This window comes from Amycolatopsis melonis (assembly GCF_040064235.1).
In the GTDB taxonomy this organism is placed as follows: domain Bacteria; phylum Actinomycetota; class Actinomycetes; order Mycobacteriales; family Pseudonocardiaceae; genus Amycolatopsis; species Amycolatopsis melonis.
The window spans coordinates 204,022-227,410 of the sequence record NZ_JBDZYD010000016.1; the positions used below are offsets into that span (position 1 = coordinate 204,022).

30 protein-coding genes are annotated in these 23,389 nt (G+C 71.9%); 12 read left to right on the top strand and 18 right to left on the bottom strand.

What is annotated here, in order from left to right; genetic code table 11:
• Nucleotides 1-127 precede the first annotated feature (127 nt).
• The gene (locus ABJI51_RS37100; RefSeq protein ID WP_348955801.1) at nt 128-382 is read left to right on the top strand and encodes an HC3 family zinc finger protein; all 255 of its coding nucleotides are present in this window, start codon (nt 128-130) and stop codon (nt 380-382) included.
• Nucleotides 383-539: 157 nt separating this feature from the next.
• Nucleotides 540-1,898, top strand: a complete 1,359-nt coding sequence (locus ABJI51_RS37105; RefSeq protein ID WP_348955803.1) for a type I glutamate--ammonia ligase — start codon at nt 540-542, stop codon at nt 1,896-1,898.
• On the opposite strand, the gene ABJI51_RS37110 is transcribed toward ABJI51_RS37105, so the two are convergent.
• The 7 genes from ABJI51_RS37110 to ABJI51_RS37140 all read right to left on the bottom strand — a co-directional run bounded on the left by ABJI51_RS37110 (nt 1,890) and on the right by ABJI51_RS37140 (nt 8,427).
• Nucleotides 1,890-2,543, bottom strand: a complete 654-nt coding sequence (locus ABJI51_RS37110) for a peptidoglycan recognition protein family protein (RefSeq protein WP_348955804.1) — start codon at nt 2,541-2,543, stop codon at nt 1,890-1,892. The genes ABJI51_RS37105 and ABJI51_RS37110 overlap by 9 nt on opposite strands.
• A 46-nt stretch (nt 2,544-2,589) precedes the next feature.
• Nucleotides 2,590-3,159 (bottom strand): Uma2 family endonuclease, encoded by a 570-nt coding sequence (locus ABJI51_RS37115; RefSeq protein WP_348955806.1) that lies wholly within the window; start codon nt 3,157-3,159, stop codon nt 2,590-2,592.
• Nucleotides 3,160-3,384: 225 nt separating this feature from the next.
• Nucleotides 3,385-4,176 carry a tryptophan synthase subunit alpha gene (gene trpA, locus ABJI51_RS37120; RefSeq protein ID WP_348955807.1) on the bottom strand — a complete coding sequence of 264 codons (792 nt, stop codon included), beginning with the start codon at nt 4,174-4,176 and terminating at the stop codon, nt 3,385-3,387.
• Nucleotides 4,173-5,384, bottom strand: coding sequence for a tryptophan synthase subunit beta (trpB, locus tag ABJI51_RS37125; protein ID WP_348955809.1), 1,212 nt, complete (start codon nt 5,382-5,384; stop codon nt 4,173-4,175). Before trpB ends, trpA begins: the two co-directional genes overlap by 4 nt.
• Entirely contained in the window at nt 5,381-6,190 is an 810-nt protein-coding gene (gene trpC / locus ABJI51_RS37130; RefSeq protein WP_348955810.1) for an indole-3-glycerol phosphate synthase TrpC, read from the bottom strand. Before trpC ends, trpB begins: the two co-directional genes overlap by 4 nt.
• Nucleotides 6,191-6,314: 124 nt before the next feature.
• Nucleotides 6,315-6,842, bottom strand: coding sequence for a Trp biosynthesis-associated membrane protein (locus ABJI51_RS37135; protein ID WP_348955894.1), 528 nt, complete (start codon nt 6,840-6,842; stop codon nt 6,315-6,317).
• 25 nt (nt 6,843-6,867) lie between these two features.
• On the bottom strand, nt 6,868-8,427 hold the full coding sequence (locus ABJI51_RS37140) for an anthranilate synthase component I (RefSeq protein ID WP_348955812.1): 1,560 nt from the start codon (nt 8,425-8,427) through the stop codon (nt 6,868-6,870).
• A gap of 95 nt (nt 8,428-8,522) precedes the next feature.
• Between ABJI51_RS37140 and ABJI51_RS37145 the strand changes: the two genes are divergently transcribed.
• Nucleotides 8,523-9,137: a TetR/AcrR family transcriptional regulator gene (locus ABJI51_RS37145; RefSeq protein WP_348955813.1), complete on the top strand. Its 615-nt coding sequence runs from the start codon at nt 8,523-8,525 to the stop codon at nt 9,135-9,137.
• Here ABJI51_RS37145 and ABJI51_RS37150 read toward each other — a convergent pair.
• The 8 genes from ABJI51_RS37150 to hisF all read right to left on the bottom strand — a co-directional run bounded on the left by ABJI51_RS37150 (nt 9,113) and on the right by hisF (nt 14,016).
• Nucleotides 9,113-10,177, bottom strand: coding sequence for a DUF3592 domain-containing protein (locus ABJI51_RS37150; RefSeq protein ID WP_348955814.1), 1,065 nt, complete (start codon nt 10,175-10,177; stop codon nt 9,113-9,115). The two genes, ABJI51_RS37145 and ABJI51_RS37150, sit on opposite strands and share 25 nt — an antisense overlap.
• Before the next feature lie 107 nt (nt 10,178-10,284).
• A complete protein-coding gene (locus ABJI51_RS37155) occupies nt 10,285-10,983 on the bottom strand; it encodes a GAP family protein (RefSeq protein WP_348955815.1) in 699 nt (232 codons plus the stop codon).
• Entirely contained in the window at nt 10,980-11,597 is a 618-nt protein-coding gene (locus ABJI51_RS37160; RefSeq protein WP_348955816.1) for a TetR/AcrR family transcriptional regulator, read from the bottom strand. The genes ABJI51_RS37155 and ABJI51_RS37160 overlap by 4 nt, the downstream gene beginning before the upstream one ends.
• Before the next feature lie 24 nt (nt 11,598-11,621).
• Nucleotides 11,622-12,140: a hypothetical protein gene (locus ABJI51_RS37165; protein WP_348955817.1), complete on the bottom strand. Its 519-nt coding sequence runs from the start codon at nt 12,138-12,140 to the stop codon at nt 11,622-11,624.
• Nucleotides 12,141-12,159: 19 nt separating this feature from the next.
• A complete protein-coding gene (locus tag ABJI51_RS37170) occupies nt 12,160-12,513 on the bottom strand; it encodes a DUF1304 domain-containing protein (RefSeq protein ID WP_348955818.1) in 354 nt (117 codons plus the stop codon).
• Nucleotides 12,510-12,872: a phosphoribosyl-AMP cyclohydrolase gene (hisI, locus tag ABJI51_RS37175; RefSeq protein ID WP_348955819.1), complete on the bottom strand. Its 363-nt coding sequence runs from the start codon at nt 12,870-12,872 to the stop codon at nt 12,510-12,512. Before hisI ends, ABJI51_RS37170 begins: the two co-directional genes overlap by 4 nt.
• The gene (locus ABJI51_RS37180) at nt 12,869-13,246 is read right to left on the bottom strand and encodes a hypothetical protein (RefSeq protein ID WP_348955820.1); all 378 of its coding nucleotides are present in this window, start codon (nt 13,244-13,246) and stop codon (nt 12,869-12,871) included. The genes hisI and ABJI51_RS37180 overlap by 4 nt, the downstream gene beginning before the upstream one ends.
• Nucleotides 13,243-14,016, bottom strand: a complete 774-nt coding sequence (hisF, locus tag ABJI51_RS37185; protein ID WP_348955821.1) for an imidazole glycerol phosphate synthase subunit HisF — start codon at nt 14,014-14,016, stop codon at nt 13,243-13,245. The genes ABJI51_RS37180 and hisF overlap by 4 nt, the downstream gene beginning before the upstream one ends.
• A 38-nt stretch (nt 14,017-14,054) precedes the next feature.
• Between hisF and ABJI51_RS37190 the strand changes: the two genes are divergently transcribed.
• The 5 genes from ABJI51_RS37190 to ABJI51_RS37210 all read left to right on the top strand — a co-directional run bounded on the left by ABJI51_RS37190 (nt 14,055) and on the right by ABJI51_RS37210 (nt 19,283).
• Nucleotides 14,055-14,633: a TetR/AcrR family transcriptional regulator gene (locus ABJI51_RS37190; RefSeq protein ID WP_348955822.1), complete on the top strand. Its 579-nt coding sequence runs from the start codon at nt 14,055-14,057 to the stop codon at nt 14,631-14,633.
• Between the two features lie 298 nt (nt 14,634-14,931).
• Complete coding sequence (locus ABJI51_RS37195; protein WP_348955895.1) at nt 14,932-16,122, top strand: phytase; 1,191 nt, start codon at nt 14,932-14,934, stop codon at nt 16,120-16,122.
• Nucleotides 16,123-16,239: 117 nt separating this feature from the next.
• A complete protein-coding gene (locus ABJI51_RS37200) occupies nt 16,240-17,733 on the top strand; it encodes a right-handed parallel beta-helix repeat-containing protein (protein ID WP_348955823.1) in 1,494 nt (497 codons plus the stop codon).
• Nucleotides 17,734-17,808: 75 nt separating this feature from the next.
• Nucleotides 17,809-18,306 (top strand): SigE family RNA polymerase sigma factor, encoded by a 498-nt coding sequence (locus tag ABJI51_RS37205; protein ID WP_348955824.1) that lies wholly within the window; start codon nt 17,809-17,811, stop codon nt 18,304-18,306.
• Nucleotides 18,303-19,283: a hypothetical protein gene (locus ABJI51_RS37210; protein WP_348955825.1), complete on the top strand. Its 981-nt coding sequence runs from the start codon at nt 18,303-18,305 to the stop codon at nt 19,281-19,283. The genes ABJI51_RS37205 and ABJI51_RS37210 overlap by 4 nt, the downstream gene beginning before the upstream one ends.
• On the opposite strand, the gene ABJI51_RS37215 is transcribed toward ABJI51_RS37210, so the two are convergent.
• Nucleotides 19,273-20,211 carry a hypothetical protein gene (locus tag ABJI51_RS37215; RefSeq protein ID WP_348955826.1) on the bottom strand — a complete coding sequence of 313 codons (939 nt, stop codon included), beginning with the start codon at nt 20,209-20,211 and terminating at the stop codon, nt 19,273-19,275. The genes ABJI51_RS37210 and ABJI51_RS37215 overlap by 11 nt on opposite strands.
• A 198-nt stretch (nt 20,212-20,409) precedes the next feature.
• On the opposite strand from ABJI51_RS37215, the gene ABJI51_RS37220 reads away from it, so the two are divergent.
• The 4 genes from ABJI51_RS37220 to ABJI51_RS37235 are packed head-to-tail and all read left to right on the top strand — an operon-like array spanning nt 20,410 to nt 22,489.
• Nucleotides 20,410-20,640: a hypothetical protein gene (locus ABJI51_RS37220; RefSeq protein ID WP_348955827.1), complete on the top strand. Its 231-nt coding sequence runs from the start codon at nt 20,410-20,412 to the stop codon at nt 20,638-20,640.
• A 4-nt stretch (nt 20,641-20,644) separates the two neighbouring features.
• Nucleotides 20,645-21,358, top strand: a complete 714-nt coding sequence (locus ABJI51_RS37225) for an ABC transporter ATP-binding protein (protein ID WP_348955828.1) — start codon at nt 20,645-20,647, stop codon at nt 21,356-21,358.
• A complete protein-coding gene (locus ABJI51_RS37230; RefSeq protein ID WP_348955829.1) occupies nt 21,355-22,089 on the top strand; it encodes an ABC transporter permease in 735 nt (244 codons plus the stop codon). Before ABJI51_RS37225 ends, ABJI51_RS37230 begins: the two co-directional genes overlap by 4 nt.
• A 13-nt stretch (nt 22,090-22,102) precedes the next feature.
• A complete protein-coding gene (locus tag ABJI51_RS37235; protein WP_348955830.1) occupies nt 22,103-22,489 on the top strand; it encodes a PPOX class F420-dependent oxidoreductase in 387 nt (128 codons plus the stop codon).
• Here the strand turns inward: ABJI51_RS37235 and ABJI51_RS37240 are convergent.
• Nucleotides 22,473-22,949, bottom strand: a complete 477-nt coding sequence (locus ABJI51_RS37240) for a GNAT family N-acetyltransferase (RefSeq protein WP_348955831.1) — start codon at nt 22,947-22,949, stop codon at nt 22,473-22,475. The genes ABJI51_RS37235 and ABJI51_RS37240 overlap by 17 nt on opposite strands.
• 10 nt (nt 22,950-22,959) lie before the next feature.
• The gene (locus ABJI51_RS37245; protein WP_348955832.1) at nt 22,960-23,343 is read right to left on the bottom strand and encodes a DUF1330 domain-containing protein; all 384 of its coding nucleotides are present in this window, start codon (nt 23,341-23,343) and stop codon (nt 22,960-22,962) included.
• Between the last annotated feature and the right edge of the window lie 46 nt (nt 23,344-23,389).

The following is a 23,389-nucleotide window of genomic DNA, read 5'->3' on the forward strand; positions in this document are numbered from 1 at the left end:
CTGGTATGGGTTCTGGCCCCTCCGCGACCGACGATCGGCTCATGGGGCAAGCACGCGCCGCCGGAGGTCGCCGTCCGAACGAGGCAGCCACCGACCTCCGGCAGTTCGAGATCGGGTGGAGCCTCCGATGACGGCCGTGATCTACATCGACTTCGAAGCGATCCACCCAGTCATCGACGGAGAGTGGCACCGAACCCGGCTGACGGGGATCCCGAAGCCCGGCCAGGGCATCACCATGCTGTGCGGCGCCACGGCCACCGCCGTGTTCCAGCCGCTGAATCGGCGCCGAGACCGGGGCGTGGCGACGGCGTGCCCACAGTGCGACGCGATTTACCGCCGTGAGCGCGGCATCCCACAGCAGAGCACGCGGCAAGGTCGTTGAGCGCATCTCGGTCGGTGTAACTGGACCTGATGCCGTCACGATCTCCGGCCAGACGCCGCAGAGATCGCCGCGCCGCCCTGGACGGGTCTTGTCAATGTCTGACACGATCTGCACTTCGTTTCGCGCAGGAGCACCAGCGGACAGCGACGGGGGCAGGATGAGCCGGCTCGATCGGGCAGAACTCGCGCAGCAGGGTGCGCTCCGGGCGGACGGGCTGCGGGCCGCCGGGGTCGAGCTCGTCGCGCTGACCTTCGTGGACAACAGCGGCGTTGTGCGGGTGAAGGCCGTTCCGGTGGACCGGTTGTGGTCGGCGGCCGCGTGGGGTGTGGGCGCGTCGAACTCGTTCGACTTCTTCCTGGCCACCGATGACATCACCGGCGGGACCTACTCGCGCGGGCCGGTCGGGGATCTGCGGCTGCATCCGGATCTGGACGCGCTCGTGCCGCTGGCCGCGCAGCCCGGCTGGGCGTGGGCGCCGGCGCTGCGGTTCGACCAGGAAGGCGAGCCGCATCCGCAGGACGGGCGGGCGCTGGCGGCGGCCGCGGCCGCCCGGCTCGCGTCGCTGGGCTACAACGCGCGGATGGCCTTCGAAATCGAGTGGGTGATCACCGCGGCCGACGCGCCGGACGATCCCCGCTCGGCCACGGCAGGCCCGGCCTACGGCTACGCGCGGCTGTCGTCGCAGGCCGCCTATCTGCGCGCGCTGGTGTCGACGCTGGCCGCGCAAGGCATTGCGGTGGAACAGATCCATCCCGAATACGCGGCGGGGCAGTTCGAGCTGTCGGTGGCCGCGGACGACCCGGTGCGCGCCGCCGACCGGGCCGTGCTGACGCGCGAGACGATCCGGACGGTCAGTGCCCGGCACGGGCTGCGGGCGTCGTTCACGCCGAAGTTCGAGCCGGGCGGCGTGGGCAACGGCGGGCACGTCCACCTGAGCGTCTGGGACGGCGACCGGAACCTGTGTGCCGGCGGGGACGGCCGGTTCGGGCTGACGCCGACGGCGGAGGCGTTCGGTGCCGGGATCTTCACGCGGCTGCCCGCCCTGCTGGCGATCGGCGCGCCGTCGGTGGTCAGCTACCTGCGGCTCGAACCGCACCACTGGGCCGGGGTGTTCCGCGCGTGGGGCCTGGAGAACCGCGAGGCCCCGCTGCGGCTGGTCCAGGGCCCGGCCGGGCAGCGCGACCGGGCGGCGAACTTCGAGGTCAAGTGCTTCGACCTGACGGCCAACCCGTACCTGGTGGTGGCGGCGCTGCTGTTCGCGGGCCTCGCCGGGATCGCCGACGAGGCCACGCTGCCGGAACCGGTCGACGTCGACCCGGGAACCCTCCCCACAGCGGAACGGCTGCCGGCGTCGCTGGCCGACGCGGTGACGGCGTTCGAGGCTGACTCGGCGTTGACGTCGGCGTTCGGCCCGGAGCTGGCGACGACGCTGATGGACGTCCGCCGCGGCGAGATCGACCGGCTGGGTGCGCTGCCGCCGGAGGAGCTGTGCGCCGTGATGCGGTACCTACACTAGGGCTTTCGCGACCTCCCGGCGCAGCTGCGGCAGCTTCGCGTAGAGGCGGTCGCCGGGGCATTCGGTGTTGTAGAAGTCCCGGTGGCCCTTGATTTCCTCGACGGGAATGCCGTACTGGCGGCAGATGTAGGCACAGAAGACGACGAGCGACGCCCACTGCGCCTCGGGCGGCTCGACGCTGGTGTAGAGGCCTTCGTTCTCGATGCCGATGGCGTTGGTGTTCTGGCCGGGACAGTGCGCGCCCTGGATCATGGTGGTGCGGCCGCGCAAGGCGTCGAGGCTGCCGTGCCGCCCTTCGAGCCGGTACCCGCCGCGGCTGACGGTGAAGTGCTGCCCGGTGTCGGACCAGCCGTTGTTGTCGATGTGGTCGTGCTGGTCGTCCCGGGCGACCTGGAAGGCGTGGGCGAGCGAGTAGTCGGTGCTGTTGGCGCTGGCGATGTGATGGATGAGAATCCGGTTGGCGGGATGGTCGAGAGTGGTGAGCACATCGGCAGGAGGCCGCGCACCCCATTCGGCACAGCTGTAGATCCGCGGTTCCCCGGCGGCATGGGCGGCGGACGGGAGGACGAGGCCGGCAGCCCCGGCAACGGCGAGCCCGGCGGCACCGCGGAGAAAGGTGCGCCGCGGAAGAGGTGCGATATCCATGCGGCGGACTCTGCCGCGGGGGCGTACAGCTTTCGTACAAAGGCCTTCAGAGGCGGAGGGTGGCCTCGAAGGGGCGGGTGAAGCGGAGTTCGCCGTTCTCGGTCTTGGCGATGGGGACGTAGTCCTCGCCTTGGAGTTCGAAGAGGGTCACCGCGACCGGTTCCACGGACTCGACCAGGAGGTAGTACGGGATGAGTGCCTCGGCGTAGAGGGCTCGCTTGAGGACCCGATCCTGTACCTTGCTTGAGGGGGAAACGATTTCCGCCACGAGCACAACTTGCCTCTCGGTGACGCTGACACCGTTCAGCCCCGGCTCGTCGGTCACCACCAGATCGGGGATGACCAGGCGGTCACCACGGTTGCCCAGCACCAGGTTCGCGCCAGGGAACACTTCGAAATCGGGCTCCGCTCCCGTGCTGAGCTGCACGGTGAGGACGCGAACCAGGCGCTGGTGTTCCAGTCTCGGCCACGGGCTCACGAGCAGAGCCCCGTCCACGAGTTCGATCCGCTGCAGTGAAGTCTGGGCTTCGGGTAAAGCAAGAACCTCGTCGACCGTCCAGCCTTCCGGCCGGAGCGGGATGCTGAACTCCGTTCCGGGCTCAGTCGGTGCCGCCATGGCGCTTCACCTCCGCTCCAGCGCGTCGCCGCAGGTCTGTTCCAGTGTGCCATGCCCGCTCGGTCCCCTCGCCGTAGATCATCACACGAGGAGTATGCGGACCACCACCGACAGTTCTGGATCAGGTGAGGGTGTCACCTCGGCGCGACAAGCTCCGGAAAGCCGTGAATGGCCCATTGACGGACTCTAAGTCCCTCAATGGGCCATTCACGGAACTCGGAAAGCTCAGGCCGGGGTGACAGCGCGCCGCACGCCGGCGGCCAGTTCCTCCGACAACGCCCGGACTCCCCCGGGGCCTTCGGCTGCCGCCGTGACCAGGGCCGAGCCCACGATCACCGCGTCCGCGAACGATGCCACCTGGGCTGCCTGGTCGCCCGAACGGACCCCGAGGCCCACTCCGATCGGCAGGGTCGTGTGTGCCCGGGTGCGGCGGACCAGCTCCTCCGCTCCCGCTCCGACCTGGTCGCGCGCGCCCGTCACGCCCATCACCGCCGTGGCGTACACGAAGCCCGAGGCCGCCGACACCGTGCGGGCGATCCGCTCCTCCGACGACGACGGTGCCACCAGGAAGATCCGGTCCAGGCCGTGCTCGTCCGACGCGGCCATCCACGCCGAAGCCTCGTCCGGGATGAGGTCCGGGGTGATCATGCCGAGCCCGCCCGCCGACGCGAGGTCGCGGGCGAACCGGTCGACGCCGTAGCGGTTGACCGGGTTCCAGTACGTCATCACCACCGCGCGGCCGCCGCGTGCGGACACCGACTCCACCACCTCGAACAGGTGCTTGAGGCGGAAGCCGTTGTCCAGCGCCGTCACCGAGGCGGCCTGGATGGTCGGGCCGTCCATCACCGGGTCCGAATACGGGACGCCGACCTCGATCAAGTCCGCGCCGCCGTCCACGCACGCCGCGATCAGGTCCTTGGACCCGGAAACCGTCGGGAAGCCCGCCGGGAGGTAGCCGATCAGGGCTCCGCGGCCCTCCGCGCGCGTCGCCGCGAAGAGATCGTCCAGCCCGCTCATTCGTTCACCAGCCCGAACCACTTCGCCGCCGTGTCCATGTCCTTGTCGCCGCGGCCCGACAGGTTGACCACGATCAACCCGTCCGGACCCAGCTCGCGGCCCAGGTCCAGCGCGCCGGCCAGGGCGTGGGCCGACTCGATCGCCGGGATGATGCCCTCGGTGCGGGACAGCAGCCGGAACGCGTCCATCGCCTGGGCGTCGGTGATCGGCCGGTACTCGGCGCGGCCGGTGTCCTTGAGCCACGCGTGCTCCGGGCCGACGCCGGGGTAGTCCAGGCCTGCCGAGATCGAGTGCGACTCGACCGTCTGGCCGTCCTCGTCCTGCAGCAGGTACGTCATCGCGCCGTGCAGGTTGCCCGGGGACCCCTTCGTCAGCGTCGCGCCGTGGCGGTTGCCCTCGATGCCCTCGCCGCCCGGCTCCAGCCCGACCAGCCGCACGGACGGGTCGTCGTAGAAGCCGGAGAAGATGCCGATCGCGTTCGACCCGCCGCCGACGCACGCCGCGACGACGTCGGGCAGGCGCCCGGCCTGCTCGAGGATCTGCTCGCGGGCCTCGGTGCCGATGACGTGGTGGAAGTTGCGCACCATCGCCGGGAACGGCGCCGGGCCGGCCGCCGTGCCGAACAGGTAGTGCGTGGTGCCGGAGTTGGTGACCCAGTCGCGCAGCGCCTCGTTGATCGCGTCCTTCAGCGTCCGCGACCCGGTCTTCACCGGGATCACCTCGGCGCCGAGCAGCCGCATGCGGGCCACGTTCAGCGCCTGCCGCTCGGTGTCGACCTCGCCCATGTAGACGACGCAGTCGAGGTCGAGCAGCGCGCACGCGGTGGCCGTCGCGACGCCGTGCTGGCCCGCGCCGGTCTCGGCGATGACCCGCTTCTTGCCCATCCGCTTGGTGAGCAGCGCCTGGCCCAGCACGTTGTTGATCTTGTGCGAGCCGGTGTGGTTGAGGTCCTCGCGCTTGAGGAACACCCGCGCGCCGCCAGCGTGCTCGCCGAAGCGCTTGGCCTCGGTGAGCAGCGACGGACGGCCCGCGTACTCGCGCAGCAGGCGGTTGAACTCGTTCAGGAACTCCGGGTCGTGCCGGGCCTTGTCGTACTCGGTGGCGACCTCGTCGACGACGCCGATCAGCGCCTCCGGCATGAACCGCCCGCCGTACGGGCCGTAGTAGCCGCGCTCGTCCGGGTCGTGCTTGCCGTGTTCTTCGGTCACCGCGACGGCCTCGGGCAGGCGGGGTGCGAACCGGCCGTGACCAGCTTGACCAGGGCGCCCTTCGGGTCGCCGGAGGCGACGAGCCCCTCGCCGACCAGCACCGCGTCGGCGCCGTGCCCGGCGTAGGACATCAGGTCGCCCGGCCCGCGGACCCCGGACTCGGCGACCTTGTAGACGTCCATCGGCAGGCCGGGGGCCAGCCGCGAGAAGACGTCGCGGTCCACCTCGAGGGTGTGCAGGTTGCGCGCGTTGACGCCGATGACCTTGGCGCCCGCCTCGAGGGCCCGGTCGGCCTCCTCGGCGTTGTGGATCTCCACCAGCGCGGTCATGCCGAGCGACTCGACGCGGTCGAGCAGCGCGACGAGCGCGTTCTGCTCCAGCGCCGCGACGATCAGCAGCACCATGTCGGCGCCGTGCAGGCGGGCCTCGTGCACCTGGTAGGGGCTGACGATGAAGTCCTTGCGCAGCACCGGGATGTCCACGGCCGCGCGGACCGCGTCCAGGTCGGCCAGCGACCCGCCGAAGCGGCGCTGCTCGGTCAGCACGCTGATCACCCGCGCGCCGCCGTCTTCGTAGTCCTTCGCCAGCGCGGCGGGGTCGGGGATGTCGGCCAGCGCGCCCTTGGACGGGCTGCGCCGCTTCACCTCGGCGATGACGCCGATGCCGGACTCGCGCAGGGCGGCCATCACGTCGCGCGGCGCCGGGGCGGCGGCCGCGCGGATCTTCAGCTCGTCGAACGGCAGCGCGGACTCCCGCGCGGCGAGGTCTTCCCGCACGCCGGCGACGATGTCTTCGAGCACGCTCACCGGACGCCCCTGCCCGGGGACGTGCTCACGGATTCACTCGCAAGGTCGCTCACAAAAACCTTCCCCTTCCCGCCGAAACGATGCTAACCCCCGCATCCGGGGCGCCCGGTCCCGGGTGTGCGCGTTACTCCGAATGCCTGCCCTTCACGTCCGTGGGATCCTCCCCGTCGGACAGCGCCTCCCACAGCTCGGCGTCGGGATCGCGCACCTTCTTCCGCGTGGCCGGGGCCGCGTACTTGGCGCCCAGCCGCGCGGCCCGGCCGGCACCCTTGACGGCGGCCAGCCCGCCGGCGGCGACGAGAAGCCCGCCGAGCACGGCCAGCCCGCGGCCCAGCAGCATCTGGAGCACCGGCAGCCCGTCGGCGTACCCGCCGAACCGGATCCCGGCGACGCCCGCCCAGACCGCGGCGGCGCCCGCCAGCGCGAGCACCACGCCGAGGACGCGCCGCGCCCAGCCGCCGGTGGCCACCACCCCGGCCACGCCGGCCAGTGCGAGCAGGGCCAGCGGCACCAGCGCCGTCACCCGCTGTTCGCCGGTTTCGCGGTACAGCACCGTGCCGCGCACGCCGCCGTCGCGGAACTCCGCGAACCACGTCAGCCGTGACGCACCCCACAGCGCGAGCGCGCCCAGCAGGAGCGCGGCCACGATCATCCACAGTGGACGGCGCGACGGTGGTTCAGACATGAGCGGAATCCGCGGCTGGGTCGAGGGGCCCCGCCGCGGCCATCGTCTGCGCGGCGGCCACGGCCGAGAGCACGGTCCTGGCCTTGTTCAGCGATTCGGTGTCCTCGTAGTCCGGCACCGAGTCGGCGACCACCCCGCCCCCGGCCTGGACGTGCGCGATGCCGTCCTTCACCAGTGCCGTGCGGATCGCGATCGCGGTGTCGGCGTCGCCGGCGAAGTCGAGGTAGCCGACGACCCCGCCGTACAGCGCGCGGCGAACCGGTTCGAGTTCTTCGATCAGCTCCATCGCGCGGACCTTCGGCGCGCCCGACAGCGTCCCGGCCGGGAAGCAGGCGGTGACCGCGTCGAACGCCGTCTTGCCCTCGGCCAGCTCGCCGGTGACGGTGGACACGATGTGCATGACGTGGCTGTAGCGCTCGATCTGGAAGAAGTCGACGACGCGCACGGTGCCCGGCTTGCAGACCTTGCCGAGGTCGTTGCGGCCGAGGTCGACGAGCATCAGGTGCTCGGCGCGCTCCTTCTCGTCGGCCAGCAGGTCCTTGGCCAGCTGCGCGTCCTCCTCCGGGTCGGCGCCGCGCCAGCGGGTGCCCGCGATCGGGTGCGTGGTCGCGCGGCCGTCCCGCACGGTGACCAGCGATTCGGGGCTGGAGCCGACGATGTCGAAGCCCTCCAGCCGCAGCAGGTACATGTACGGGCTGGGGTTGGACGTGCGCAGCACGCGGTAGATGTCGAGCGCGTCGGCGGCGGTCGGGATCTCGAACCGTTGCGACGGCACGATCTGGAACGCTTCGCCGGCCTTGATCGCCTCGACGGCCTTCTCGACCGCGGCGTGGAAGTCCGCCTTGGACCGCTTGCGGGTGAACTCCGGCGCGGGCCGGTCGAACGCGGCGACGGTGGCGGGCGCGGGCACCTGCAGCTGCTCGGTCATGGCGCTCAGCCGGGCGACGGCGTCGTCGTAGGCCGCGTCCACGCGCTCGGGCGAGTCGTCCCAGTTGACGGCGTTCGCGATGAGCGTGACCGTGCCCTCGTGGTGGTCGAAGGCGGCCAGGTCGGTGGCCAGGAGCATGGTGAGCTCGGGGATGTCGAGGTCGCGCTCGGCCAGCTCCGGCAGCTTTTCCAGCCAGCGCACGGCGTCGTAGCCGATGTAGCCGACCATGCCGCCGGTCAGCGGCGGCAATCCGGGCAGCGGCTCGGTGTGCAACGCTTCGATCGTTTCGCGCAGCACCGCGAGCGGGTTGCCGTCCGTCGGCAGGCCGACCGGCGGCGTGCCGGTCCAGACCGCTTCGCCGTCGCGGACGGTGAGCGCGGCCGGGCTGCGGACGCCGATGAACGACCAGCGCGTCCAGGAGGCCCCGTTTTCCGCGGATTCGAACAGGAACGTGCCCGGCCGGTCGGCGGCGAGCTTGCGGTACACGCCGATCGGCGTTTCGCCGTCGGCGAGGACCCGGCGCACGACCGGGATCACGCGGCGGCTCTCGGCGAGGGCGCGGAAGTCTTCGCGGGACGGGCTGACCGAGCCGGGGCCGGCGGAACCGGCGGAAGCGCTGACCATGGGGCTCATTGTGCCGTCCCGGCCGGATCCCCCGTCGGCGGGTCCGCAATTCAATGAATGTTGAATTCGAGGCGGGTGTGCGTCATGATGAAGCCGTGAGCACCACGGAGAACCCCGAGACTACCGCCCGGCGCCGCGGACGGCGGCCGGCCGGCCAGGACACGCGCACGGCGCTGGTGGAGGCCGCTCGGGCCGTGTTCGCCGAAAACGGCTACGACGGCGCGACGGTGCGCGCGATCGCCACGCGCGCCGGCGTCGACGCGGCGATGGTCAACCACTGGTTCGGCAGCAAGGAAGGCCTGTTCGCCCATGCGGTGCTCGAGCTGCCGTTCGACCCGCTGGAGCTGCAGGCGGCCCTGCGCGACGGCCCGGCGCACGAGCTGGGCGAGCGGATCGTCCGCACCTTCCTCACCCGCTGGGACGGCGCGGGCGGCGACGTCTTCCAGGCGCTCATCCGCAGCATCACCGGCCACGAGCAGGCGGGCCGGGTGCTGCGCGACTTCTTCCAGCGCTTCTTCACGGCCCTGATCACCTCGATCGGCTCGGACCGCATCCCGCTGCGCATGACGCTCTGCGCGTCCCAGCTGGTGGGCATGGGCATGATCCGCTACGTGGCGAAGTTCGAGCCGATGACGACCGCGGACATCGAGACGCTGGTGCGCGCGGTGGCCCCGAACCTGCAGCGCTACCTCACCGGCGACATCGGCTGACGCGCCGACCGGGCGTACGCCGGGACCGCGTAGGGCCGCCTGTGCAGCGGCGCGTCCGGGAACAGCACGACCATGTCGCGCCCCCAGCCCCCGACCCACGCGGGCCGGTCGGGACGGCCCTTCATGATCGTGGCGCCGTGGGTGGACATCGACGCGCGCAGCGCGATCTCCGAGCCGTCGCGGAAGCGGACGTGGATGTCCGGGGTGTGCCGTCCCTTGCGGACGGGATAGTCGGGCACCACGGTGACTGTCGCGGAGCGCCAGCCGGTGTGCCGCACCGCCTGGTACCGCTGTCCCCAGCGCCGGATGGCCACCAGCGCCATCGGCACAGCGCCGAAGGACAGCAGCATCGGCACGACGAACAGTCCCATGAGGTAGGGGTTGTCGTTCTTTTCTTCGGGGGTGCGGACGTGCCCGGGATCGGCCGGGTCGTACACCACGGTGACCGGTTCGCCGACCTCGTAGGCGTGGTCGCTGTCCCGGGAGATCTCCGCGGTCAGCGTGGTGCCGGCGGCGTAGTAGCGCACCTGCATCGACGGCGTGCCGTGCCCGCTGCGCGGCGTGTGGACCGCTTCGACCACCCCCGCGGTGTGCGTCCCGGTGGCCAGCAGGCGGGCGGCCGCACCGTCGAGGGCGTTGATCCCCGCGACACAGCCGGCGAAGACACCGCTCCAGAACAGCGCGACGACCGCAGCCCGCCGGCTCAGCATCCGCAGCCGCGCGGTTTCGGCACCGGCCCCGCTGTCGTGGTCGTCCTGCGGCGGCAGCCAGGTCCCCAGGTCCGCCTGGGCGAGCAGAGCCTCGGCCCGCCTGGCGAGCACGCGCAGCCGCGCGAGCGCCAGTGCCACAAGCGCACCGGCCGCGGCCAGCGTGCCGAGGTCGGCGGCGAGTTCCCCGTCGTCGAAGACGTACCCCGGATCGAGCAGCGTGACCGACGTGCCGACGGCGAAGAGCAGGAAAACCGCCCCACCGAGCGCGACGGCGCAGTGCCAGGCCGTTCTCCGCCGCCCCAGCCGCCGGACAGCCTTCCCCAGGTCCATTGGAGAAGCTTAGAGCGGAAACACGCAGGTCAGCGTGGAAACGGGGAATGCGCACAGCGGGGCAACCGCCGGTGGCCGTGGAGCGTGCAAGCAGGCAGGCGCGGCACCTACGGTGAGCCCATCAGCTGCGGGAACCACAGCCGCGCGACGGCATCCCTGGCGACGAGGAATCCGGCAATGGCCAGGATCCAGCCGGTGGCAGCACCGGCCTTCTCGGTGATCCAGGCGTTCATCCGGCGGAGGACGGGTTCGACCCGGGCTCGGGCGGCGATGCGTCCGGTCAGCAGCACTCCGGCGGGCAGCACCATGACGACGCAGTAGCCGGCGAGCAGCACCGTGACGGTCACTGCGTCGAGGTGCGACGTCGTCAGCATTCCGATGGCACCGAGGAAGGGCAGCATCGTCGCGATCTCGGCCAGCCCGGCCAGCATGGCCAGTCCGACGAGCCACGCGATCGACGTCGAATCCGCAGCCGCACGGTCCCGCCACCGGGACAGGCGGCCGGTTCCCTTGCAGCGCCGGGGATCGAACCGGAAGCTCAGCGCGAACAGGCCCACCCCGGCGGCTAGCTGGACGACGAGTGCGGCCCGGCTGTCGAGTGCGCCGCCCACCGCGCCGGCGCCGAGCACGACCAGCAGCCCGGCCCCGAAGTAGAAGACCGTGATGGTGCCGAGGTAGGCCAGAATCCGGCCGGCCCGGACCCGGCCCGGCGTCAGCAGCAGCCAGACGGGGATGAACAGGGTCCCGATGCTGGTGCTGTCCACCAGCGCGAGCCCCGCCAGGGACAGCATCAACCCGGCCGTCACGGCGTACCCGGGTTTCGGAAGATCCGCGCGAGGTGGTCACGCAGCAGGCGGCGGGCGACGTGCCGGGTCACCACTTCGGGCTCGAGGACGCGCTGGAGCGCGACACCGTCGGCGAACGCGGCCAGTTCGAGGGCCGCAGTGTGCGGCTCGAGATCGCGGTCGACCTGGCCACGGGAGCGCGCCAGCTCGAAGGCCTGGCGGCACCGGTCGCGGACCTCGCGCACCCCGGCGACATGCGCTTCCCGCAGTGCGGGGTGAACCACCGCGCGGGCAAGGAAGGCGAGCCAGATCCGCCCTTCACCGTCCTGCTCGCTTTCGTCCGCGCCGGCCAGCACGCTCATGCCACGGAAGAGCCGCTCGCCGATGTCCTCGCCGGTGCTGTCACCGAGCGCGGCAGCGACCCGTTCGTTGACCAGCTCGCCGAGGTGACCGAACGCGAACAGCAGGAGCTCGTCCTTGCTGCGGAAGTAGGTCTGCACCAGGCCGGCCGTCGCGCCCAGCTCGCGCGCCACGCGCGGGATGCTCGCCGCGTCCAGTCCCTCGGCCCCGACGACCCGGAGCAGTGCCTGCGCCACTTCCCGGCGGCGCTGGACGGGGTCGGCGTGGCGGGGCACGAACGTAAGATTAAGGTCTTAATCCTACGGTGTCCACCGGTACGTCTCAGCCCGCGCGGCCAGGAGTTTCGGGCGGTCCCACCACGGCGGATTCGGCAGCACGAGCACTGCCATCACCGATCCGTGCCCGGCCACCAGGGCGGGCAGGTCCGGCAGGCCGGCCAGCGCCCGCGTGCGGAAGCCACCCTCGGCGGCCAGTAGTTCGATGCGGCTGCCGTCGGCGAACGTCACCGCGATCGGCGGCCGTCCGGTGTTCGCCCGGACCGGGTCGATCGTCACCGTCGCGGTGCGCCAGCCGGTGGCGCGGATCGTGTCGAGGCGCCTGCTCCAGGCGAATGCCCCGTACACCGCGAACACACCGGCCACCACGCACAGGATCACCAGGACCACGCCGCCCAGGAACGAGCCTGCCGCGGCGAGCGGGATCAGGGCCACCGCCGCGATCATCGCGCGGCGGAACTGCCCGGCGGCGATGGCCGTTCCCTCGGCCGATCCGGCCGGGACAGGTCGTTCCGGTGGTGGCAGCCAGTCCGCCGTCCCCATCGGGCGAGGGTACGCCCGGTCAGCGCGCCAGCAGCAGCGCGATGAGTGCCAGCCCGCCCGGGACCACCTGGACGAACAGGATCTTCTTGCTCGCCGTCGCCGCGCCGTAGAGGCCCGCGATGATCACGCAGACCAGGCCGTACAGCTGGAGCTGGAACTGGCCCGCGATCAGGCCCCACACCAGTGCCAGTGCCAGGAAGCCGTTGTAGAGGCCCTGGTTGGCGGCCAGGGTCTTCGTCGATTCCGCGAACTCCGGTGTGGTGCCGAAGCCGGCGCGGGCACGGGCGCTCGTCCACAGGAACATTTCCAGGACGAGGATGTACAGGTGGATCAGGGCGACCAGCCCGACCAGGACGTCGGCGACGACTGTCACGCCAGCTCTTTCTCGTCGGCCAGGAGCAGGCGCTCCTCGGTGTCGAAACAGGTGTGCGTGCCGGTGTGACAGGCCGGGCCGGTCTGGTCGACGCGCAGCAGGACTGTATCGCCGTCGCAGTCGATCCGCACTTCGCGAACGTGCTGGTAGTGGCCGGACGTCTCGCCCTTGACCCACAGCTGCTGCCGGCTGCGCGACCAGTACGTGCCGCGGCGGGTGGCCAGCGTCGCGGCGAGCGCGTCGTCGTTCATCCAGGCCATCATCAGCACGTCCGAGGTGGCGTGCTCGACGACGACCGCGGCGATCAGGCCGTCGGCGTTGCGCTTGAGGCGCGCCGAGACGGCCGCGTCGAGGGTCATGCTTGCGCTCCCAGGAGGTGCCGCTTCAGCGGCATCGAGTTCAACAGGACGAACGCGTAGCCGTAGCCCGCGAAGGACAGGCCGGAGAACAGCTTCACCCACCACAGTTCCGCGCCGAGCAGCAGGAACGCGTGCAGCAGCGCGAACCCCACGGTGACGACCAGCCCGCCGATGCGGGCGCTGCCCAGCTTCAGCACCAGCCCGGTCGTCACGACGCCGCCGAGGAGCAGCGCGAGCGCGGGCATCCGGTAGATCGCCAGGCCCGCCCCGGCGCCCAGCACCGGGATCAGGTCGAGCAGCGCCCACGCCACGGGCAGCCCGGCCAGCAGGCCGGCGACCACCTTCACCTCGACGGGTGCCTGCCAGGACCTCACCGGACCTCGACCCCGCCTTCGCGCAGCGCGGCCTTGACGTCGCCGATCTTCAGCTGTCCGAAGTGGAACACGCTGGCGGCGAGCACCGCGTCGGCGCCGGTGCGGACCGCGGGCAGGAAGTGCTCGACCGCGCCCGCTCCCCCGCTGGCGATGACCGGGACGCGCACGGCCTTGCGGACCAGCTCGATGAGTTCCAGGTCGAAGCCGTTCTTGGTGCCGTCGGCGTCCATGGAGTTGAGCAGGATCTCGCCGACGCCCAGCTCCTCGCCGCGGGCGGCCCACTCGACGGCGTCGATGCCGGTGCCGCGGCGCCCGCCGTGGGTGGTGACCTCGAAGCCGGACGGCGTGGGCTCGCCGCCCTCGGGGACTCTGCGTGCGTCGACCGACAGGACGATGCACTGGGCGCCGAACCGCCGGGACGCCTCGCTGAGGAACTCCGGCCGCGCGATGGCGGCGGTGTTGATGCTCACCTTGTCCGCGCCGGTGCGCAGCAGCCGGTTGACGTCGTCGTTGCTGCGGACGCCGCCGCCGACGGTGAGCGGGATGAAGACCTGCTCGGCGGTGCGGCGGACCACGTCGTAGGTGGTCTCACGGTCGCCGGAGGAGGCCGTGACGTCGAGGAACGTCAGCTCGTCGGCCCCTTCGGCGTCGTAACGCCGGGCCAGTTCGACCGGGTCGCCGGCGTCGCGGAGGCCGGCGAAGTTGACACCCTTCACGACCCGGCCCGCGTCGACGTCGAGACAGGGGATCACCCGCACCGCGACAGACATGGCCACCAGCGTAGTCAAGGGGGTTCTAAGCTCGGCCAATGGCACGGGCGGGACGGCGGCCGGGGCAGACCGAGACGCGCGAGAAGATCCTCGACGCGGCCCGGCACCGGTTCGCCGAGCTGGGATACGACGGCGCGACGATCCGCGGGATCGCGGCCGACGCGGGCGTGAACGCGGCCCTGCTGCACCACTTCTTCGGCAGCAAGCAGGACCTGTTCGCGGCGGCGATGAACCTGCCGGTGAACCCGGCGTCCCTGGTCCCGGCCATCCTGGCAGGCCCGCGAGCCGGCCTGGGTGAACGCCTGGTGCGGGCATTCCTGAGCGTCTGGGCGGCCCCGGAGGGCCGCACCCCGTTCCTGGCCATGCTGCGCGCGGCGGCGACGAACGAGCAGGTGGCGCTGATGATGCGCCAGTTCATCGAGCGCACGGTCCTGGCCGAGGTGGCGCGGGCGCTGGACGTGCCGAAGGTGCGGGTGACCGGCATCGCGGCCCAGATGATCGGGGTGGCACTCCTGCGCTACGTGATCAAGCTCCCCCCACTGACGGCGGCCGACGACGAGGAGATCGTGGCGCTGCTGGCCCCGGTGGCCCAGTACTACCTGGACCCACCCGCCTGAGCGCCCCCAAGCCCCAATGTGACGTTCGGTGCGTTGGGTGGTCTGCCGCGGCTGTCGCGGACCGGCGGCGAGCACGACCACTCGGCCGGTCCGGGCACTGTGCCGGGGCCCCGCACCAGCTGCCTGGGCGCCGTGACGGCACCGGGGCCCGACCATCGCCACCGGGCGCTCGAGCCCGGAACCCCCGGAACTGTCGGTCCCCTCCCGTAGGCTGGAAATCGGGGGCTGCTCATCACGGCACGTTCACGCCCAGGTCACCCGATCCGGCTACTTTCCGCCCGTGCGCAGACTTCTCCCGGTGGCCGTCGCCGCCGTTTCCCTGCTGTCCGCCGTTCCCGCCTCCGCCGCGACCCGGGATCCGGCGCCCGTCCTGCAGACGCAGGCCTTCGCCGACGATCCCGCCGCCACTCCGGCCAACGCCGACGCCGACGATCCCGCCGTCTGGGTCCACCCGCACGATCCCGGGCGCAGCGTCGTGCTGGGCACCCTCAAGAAGGGCGGGCTCGCCGTCTTCGACCTGGGCGCGCGGACGCTGCAGCTGGTTCCCGCCGGGCCCGGCGGGCGGTTCAACAACGTCGACGTCGTCGGGGACCTGGCCGTCGTCAGCGACCGCGGCCGCGACCGGGTGCGCGTCTACCGGATCGACCCGGACGGCTCGGCCGCGGGCGCGCACGTCCTGCGGGACGTCACCGATCCGGCCGCGCCGCCGGTGTTCTCCGCGTCGGAGTCCGAAGTGGACGGACAGCGGACCGCGTACGGCCTGGCCGCAGGCCGGGATCCGCGTACCGGGCTCAAGTGGGTGGCGGTGACCCGGCGCCACGAAACGCGCGTCGCGCTGCTGAAGCTGGTCGACCAGCCCGGCGGGACGGTCGGCACCGTCCCGCTCGCCACCGTCGACCTGCCGTCGCGGTTCCGGCTGCCCGACGGCACCACCTGGGCGCCGTGCGAGAAGCCCGGCGAAGGACCGCAGCTGGAGGGGTCGGTCTTCGACGGCCGCGTGCTCTACACCGCCCAGGAAGACGTCGGGATCTGGCGGATCCCGGTGACGCCGTCCGGCTTCGGCCGTCCCGGGCTCGTCGACCGCGTGCGCTCGTACGGTGTCCCGCAGCGCTGGGACGCCGCGACGCAGGAGTGCGTCACGGACGGCGCCGACCCCGGTTTCGGCGGCCGGTGGCTGACCGCCGACGCCGAGGGGCTCGCACTGGCCCACGGCACGCTGTTCGCCTCCAGCCAGGGCGACTCCCGGTTCGTCGTCTACGGCAAACATCCGCGTGACCTGCGGATCGTCGCCGGCCGGGGCACCGACTCGGTCGAGCACTCCGACGGCTCGGCGATCAGCACGGCCTTCCTCGGTCCCCGTTTCCCGCACGGGCTCCTGGTGGTCCACGACGGCGAACGCCGCCCTGCCGACGGCGACCGGCCGACCACCGGATTCGCCTTCGTCCGCCTGGACGACGTCATCCCCCGTGCGGGTCATGAAAACGGATGATTCCCATTTTCCGGAATTTCCACCGCCCGGTCCGGTGATTCTTTAACCGTACCCGGCCGTGCGGAAGTCGCCACTTATGGCGGTATATCCGCGCGCGATTTCCCGTAGGTTCACGGCATGCCGCGCCTCCATTCCGGTCTTGCCGTCCTGCTCGGGGCCGCCCTCGTCGTTCCCGTTTTCCCGGCCGCCACGCCCGCCGCCGCGGCAGCCGCGACGGGTGCGGTCTGCGACCACCAGCCCGCGCTGAACGTCACGGCACCGGCCGGCGCCGTGGCCGTCGACCCGGCCGTCGAGGGCGACCTCAGCGTCAAGACGCAGGCCTCGCCGCCCGGGACCACGTTCTGGCTGCCGCCGGGCACCCACCTGCTGGCCGCGGACCAGTTCGGGCAGGTCATCCCCAAGGACGGCGACGTCTACCTCGGCGCCCCGGGTGCCGTGCTCGACGGCCGCGGGCTCAACCGGGCGGCCTTCACCCAGCTGGCGAAGAACGTCGTCATCCGCGGCCTGACCATCCGGAACTTCGTCGCCCCGCAGGACCAGGGCGTGGTCAACCACGACTCCGGCGAGCACTGGGTGATCGAGAACAACACCATCGAGAACAACCGGGGCGCGGCGCTGATGGCCGGCGCCCGGCAGGAAGTGCGGGGCAACTGCCTGCGCGGCAACGGGCAGTACGGGATGAACGCCTACCGGCCCGACAACGCGATCACCGGGCTGGTCGTCGAGGGCAACGAAATCGCGGCCAACAACGTCGACGACTGGGAAACGCGCAGCCCCGGCTGCGGGTGCAGCGGCGGAATCAAGTTCTGGTCGGTGAACGGCGCCGACGTCCGGGGCAACTGGATCCACCACAACCACGGTGCCGGCGTGTGGGCCGACACCAACGACAACGATTTCCTGATCGAAGACAACCTCATCGAGGACAACGACGCCGAAGCGATCTTCTACGAGATCAGCTACAACGCCGTCATCCGGCACAACACCATCCGCCGCAACAACCTGGTGGCGGGCGGCAGGCGCGCGTCCCGCGGCGACAATTTCCCGTCCGCGTCGGTGTACCTGTCCGAGTCCGGCGGCGAGCCGCGCGTGCCCGCCCGCACCGACCTCATCGACGTCTACGGCAACGTCTTCGAGGACAACTGGTCCGGCATCACGCTGTGGGAGAACGCCGACCGCTTCTGCAACAGCCCGGCGAACACCTCCTACGCGACGTGCACCAAGCTCGTCTCCGACCGGAACCTGTGCGCGGCGCCGGGCATCGACGACGAGCCGCTGTTCTCCGACTGCCGGTGGAAGACCCAGCGGGTCGAGATCCACTCGAACACCTTCCGCTTCGACCCGGCGAGCCCCGGCTGCGCGGGCCTGTGCGGGCGGATGGCGGTGCTGTCGAACTACGGCACCTACCCGTCGTGGTCGCCCTACAAGGGCACCCTCGTGCAGGACGCGATCACCCGCGAGCAGGACAACTACTGGTACAGCAACGACTACACCGGGCCGTGGACGTTCGTCACCGGCGACAACTCCCGCACCCTCACGCCCGCCCAGTGGCAGGCCTCGCCGTGGTACAAGGACGACTGCTCGTCCTTCGACGGCGTGACCCCGCAGTGCTGAAAATCTCCCACCCGCGTGCAGCAACCCGGCCCCTCGTGCGTCCATAGGGAGGACAGCGCAGGCGAAGGGACGGGTGTGGGCTTCGAAGAGTTCGTGGCGGAGCGGCTGGACGGGCTGCTGCGCTACGCCACCGTCCTGACGAACGACCCGCACCTGGCGCAGGACATCGTCCAGGACGTGCTGCTGCGCGCCCAGCAGCGGTGGGACGCCATCGACGCCCCGCCGACGTACGTGCGGCGGATGGTCACCAACGAGTACCTGTCGTGGCGGCGGCGGGCGGTGCGCCGGATGGTGCCGAGCAGCCACGACGTCCTCGACGCGCTCGGCCCGCCCGAAGCCGACCCCTCGGCCGCCTACGACGAGCGCGACGCGATGCTCGGCCTGCTGGCCACGCTGCCGCGCAAGCAGCGCGCCGCGATCGTGCTGCGGTACTACGAGGGCCACTCCGACGCCGAGATCGCCGCGGTCCTGCGCTGCGGCGTCTCCACCGTGCGCAGCCAGATCTCCCGCGCACTGGCCACCCTGCGCCAGGCCCCGCACCCGACGGCCATCACCACCGGAGACCACGGATGACCCGCACCGAGCACGAGACCGAGACGCTGATCAGGGAGAGCCTGGACCGCCTCGCCGCCCGCGCCCCGGACGGCCGGGCGGTCCGCGACGCGCTGGCCCGCGCCGGGCGGAACCGGCGGCCGTCGGCCCGGCTGGCCCTGGTCGCGGCCGCGGTGGTCGCGCTGGTCGCCGGGGTCGTCGCCGGCACCCAGGTGCTCACCAGGACCGACCTGGCGCCGGCCGCGGGCCGCCCGGTGCTCGGCTACAGCCCGGAGTGGCTGCCCGACGGCTTCACCGAGCAGTACCGCGAAGGCGGTCCCGGCATCGCGCCGCAGGTCCGGCGGTGGTTCGCCGGGCCCGCCGAGATCACGCTGTCGGCGTATTCGACGGCCGATCCGGAGTGGTCGCAGGCGGCGCTGCGGATCGCGTCGATCAAGGACCAGGTCCTGGTGCGCGGCCGGGTCGCGATGGTCACCGGCAACACCGGCACGGCGGCGCTGCTGACCTGGCTGGCCGACGAGCGGCACGTGCTGACCGCGCAGGTCACGGGCGTGCCGGACGCGCGCGCGGTGGCCCGGCGCGTCGCGGAGTCGGTGACGGCCGAGCCGGTCGGCGTCCGCGGCGAGCTGCGGTTCGGCCCGCTGCCAGCCGGGCTGGCCGAGCGGTCCGCGGCGGTGCGGGGCACCGGCCCCGGCGACGCGAGCACCGAGCTGACGGCGGCGTCCCCGGACCACCCGTCGGTCGCGGCGGTCCGGGCCACGGCGAGCGCGGGCTCCCCCGGCATCGGCGGCGCGGCACCGGTCACCGTCCGCGGCGGCCAGGGGTTCTATCTGGCGCCGAAGGACGGCGACGAGGCCATGGTCGCGGTCCGGCTGCCGTCGGGCCGCTGGCTGACGGTGTCGGGACGGCAGCCGGAGGCGGTACTGGCCGCCGTCGCCGACGGCATCCAGCTCGACCCGGCCCCCGACTACCGGTGGCTCGGCCGGGCTACCAGCTGAGCATCGGGAACCAGATGATCCCGAGCCGCCCGAGCACGCGGACGTCCCAGTAGAGCAGCGTGAACGTGCCGCCGACCAGGAGGGCCACGCCGGTCACGGTCGCGATCCGGGCCGGTTTCGCGGCGAGCCAGCGCTGGACGCGGCCGCCGGTCGCGTAGGTCAGGATCAGGAACAGCACGGCCATGACGACGATGTTGCCGAGGGACTGCAGCGCGAACGCGGCGGCGCCGTAGAGCACGTTGTGCTGTTCGGCGGCGCTGCGGAACATGATCCGGAACAGCGGGTAGGGCCGTCCGACGAGGAACCCGCCGATGAGCGCGCCCATGAGGACCAGCGGCGCCGCCGGGTGGCGGCGGGTGAAGGCGGCGAAGGGGTTGCGCAGGATGCCGAGGGCGACCAGGCCCATCAGCAGGAAGACCAGGCCGACGACCCCGAAGGCGACCATGGACTGCACGCTGCGCGGCGACAGGCCGGTGGTCTTGGCGGTGGAGAACTGCGGCATCCGCGTGCCGGCGAGCGCGACGAGCACGCCGTAGCCGACGGAGACGGCGAGCATCCCGGCGGCGATCCAGCCGAGCGGCTTCAGTGCGTTCCGCCTGCGCCCGGCCTGCTCGCCGACCAGCGGCGCAACGGCCCCGAAGGCGGCGATGTTGCAGGCGGTGAAGGAGCCGGCGAGCCCGGAGACGAAGGCGAACAGGGTCCCGGCGAGCACCCCGCCGATGGGGGTGGCCTTGGCGTCGTGGCCGAGCAGCCCGTTGGCGACGCTGTCCCCGATGACGGAGTCGACGAAGGGAGCGGACCAGACGCAGGTCAGCGCGAACCCGGCGAGCACGGCAACGACGGCGATCGCGACCCGGCGGGCGGGATAGGGCCCCTCGCCGAAGAACCGGGCTTGCGGGTGAACGGGTACTTCGTGAGTGACGGCCATCGACATCCCTCCGGTCGCGGGAACCCCAGTCGGAGAAGCGTTTCAGACTCAAGCTTTGAAACGCTTCCTCCGGCCGTGTGGGGTTTTGCCGCCGAAAGGTCTAGGCATTTTTCCCGTTGCCTGCCGGGGCGGGCCACCCGCTTGCCGCACGGCAGGGAAACGCCCCGCCAGGTTCCACTCCCGCACTGCGAGTCCACAATGGCCCCTGAAGTCCTCGCACATCACCGGCGCCGGGAACTCCACGTCGAAGCGGACGGCCGGGACCACTGGCGGCTGAACGGAACCCCACCACACCTGGACGGCCGCCGTGCCGAGGCGCCCGCCGCCTCCTGCGTCCTCGAATACGACGATGCCGGGCTCGTCACCCGCTACCCCGGCATCGCCGTCCGCCACCCCTTGACGACCCGAACTCATCAGGCGCAGAATTAAACGCATGACTAATTCTGCGCTGACGGTCACCGGCCTCCGGGTCCGGCGCGGGGGACGGCTCGTCGTGCGGGACGTGAGCTTCGAGATCCCGCGCGGCGCCGTCACCGGGCTGCTCGGCCCGAGCGGCTGCGGCAAGACCACGCTGATGCGGGCGGTCGTCGGCGTGCAGATCGTCGAGGGCGGCGACGTCACCGTTCTCGGCCTGCCCGCCGGGAGCCCGCCGCTGCGGCGGCGGATCGGCTACGCCACGCAGAATCCGGCGATCTACGCCGACCTGACCGTCCGCGAAGCACTCCGCTACTTCGCCGCGGTCCTGCGCGCTCCCGCGTCCGATGTGGACAGAGTCGTCGCCGAGGTCGGGCTGGCCGAGCACGCCGGGAAACTCGTCGGGTCGCTCTCCGGCGGGCAGCACAACCGCGCGAACCTCGCCGTCGCCCTGCTCGGCGAGCCGGAACTGCTCGTGCTCGACGAACCCACCGTCGGGCTCGATCCCGTGCTGCGCGACGAACTGTGGGCCCTGTTCCGCCGGCTCGCCGACGGCGGCGCGACGCTGCTCGTGTCCAGTCACGTCATGGACGAAGCGGCACGCTGCGACCGGCTGCTCCTTATGCGCGAAGGCACCCTGCTGGCCGACGACGCGCCGCGCGCCCTGCAGGAACGCACCGGGACGGCCGACCTCGAGCAGGCCTTCCTCCACCTCGTGCGGGCCGCGTCGTGAACCCCGCGCTGACGCTGGCCACCACCCGCCGCATCCTCACGCAGCTGCGCCACGACCCGCGCACCGTGGTGATGCTGGTCCTGGTGCCCACGCTGCTGATGATCCTGCTGCGGTACGTGTTCGACTCGGCCGCGATGTTCAGCCGCGTCGCGCCCGCGCTGCTCGGCGTGTTCCCGTTCCTGATCATGTTCCTCATCGCGTCGATCACGACGTTGCGGGAGCGGACCACCGCCACCCTCGAACGCCTGATGACGCTCCCCATCGGACGGCTCGACCTGCTCTTCGGCTACGCGCTGGCGTTCGGCGCGATCGCCGTCGTGCAGGTGACGCTGGCCGCGGGCGTCTCGCTGTGGTGGCTCGGCCTCGACCTGGCGGGCTCGGTGGCGATGCTGCTGGTGATCGCGGTGCTCGACGCCCTGCTCGGCATGGCGCTCGGGCTGTTCGTGAGCGCGTTCGCCCGCACCGAGTTCCAGGCGATCCAGTTCATGCCGGTGTTCGTGCTGCCGCAGATCCTGCTGTGCGGGCTGTTCGTGCCGCGGGAGCAGATGGGCTGGCTGCTGCGGTGGCTGTCGGACGTGATGCCGCTGTCGTACGCGGTCGAGGCGCTGACCCGCGTCACCGCGTCCGCGACCGTCGACGCGGTGATCCTGCGGAACCTGGTGGTCGTGGGGTGCTGCGCGCTGCTGGCGCTGGTGCTCGGCGCGGCGACGCTGCGGCGCCGGACGCCGTGACTACCGTGGGCGCATGGCATCCGAAACCGACCGGCTCGCCGCCGAGCGCTATGTCGTCCTGACCACGTTCCGCCGCGACGGCCGGGCGGTGCCGACACCGGTCTGGGTGGCGGGCGACGGCCGCGAGCTGCTGCTGTGGTCGGAGCGCAAGGCCGGCAAGGTCAAGCGCATCCGCAACACCGGCACGGTCGAGGTGCAGGCCTGCGACCTGCGCGGGCAGAAGACCCACGGCGCGAAGGTGAGCGGGCAGGCCCGGCTGCTCGACGCGGCGGAGACCGAACGCGCGCGGAAGCTGATCGCCCGCAAGTACGGGATCATCGGGCGCGTCACGATGTTCTTCTCGAAGCTGCGCGGCCCGGCCGACCGGACGGTCGGGATCGCGGTCAGGCTGGACGGCTGAAGCTGCGGAAGCCGCGCCGGAGGTAGTTCGGCAGCGCGTTCGGGTGATCGAGGGTCGAGGTGTGCAGCCAGACGCGGCGCGTGCCGGGCAGCGCCCACGCGCCGGCGACGACGAGGGTGAGCGCGTAGCCGCCGAGTCCCTTGCCGACGAACTCCGGCAGCAGCCCGAAAGTGGTGATTTCGACGTCGCCGTCGCGCTGCGGCTCGAAATCCGCGGCGCCGGCGATCTCGCCGCGGTATTCGATCAGCCGGTACTGCCGCCCCGGTTCGGCGAGCCAGCGCGTCCACTCGTCGTCCGTGCGCGTCACGCTCGGCCACCGGTACGGCGTCCCGATCCGGACGTGCAGGTCGCGGATCAGCGGTCCCGGACCGGTGGCGCGCAGCGCGACGCCGTCGACCACCGGCGCCGGGTTGAGCTGATCGGCGGCGGTCATTTCCAGCTGCGTGACGATCTCCTCCACCCGCGGCAACCTACGACGCGGCCGCGGCGGTGTCAGCCCCTTTTCGCCGCGGCGCGGCGGCTGCCCGCAGTTGCGCCGCCATCGCCGCCGAGTCGTGGTCCGGGCCGCAGCCCTCGACCAGCACCAGGTCGCCCGGGATGTGGTCCGCGCGCAGCCGCAGGATCTCCTGGTACGCGGGCGAGCCGTACCATTCGCGCGCCGCGGCGAGGCTGGGGAACTCGATGATCACGAGCGCCCCCGGCCACTCCCCTTCCATCACCTCCACTGGCGCGCCGTGCACGACGAACTTGCCGCCATACGGGTCGAGCGTCGCCTGGATCCGTTCCAGGTACCGGAAAACCTCCTCGGGCAGCACGGCGGGCGGGCGCAGGTGGGCGAGTCCGTAGGCGTTCATGGCGGTCCTTTCGCTGTCCTGAAAGGAATCCTGACGCCCGCCCGGA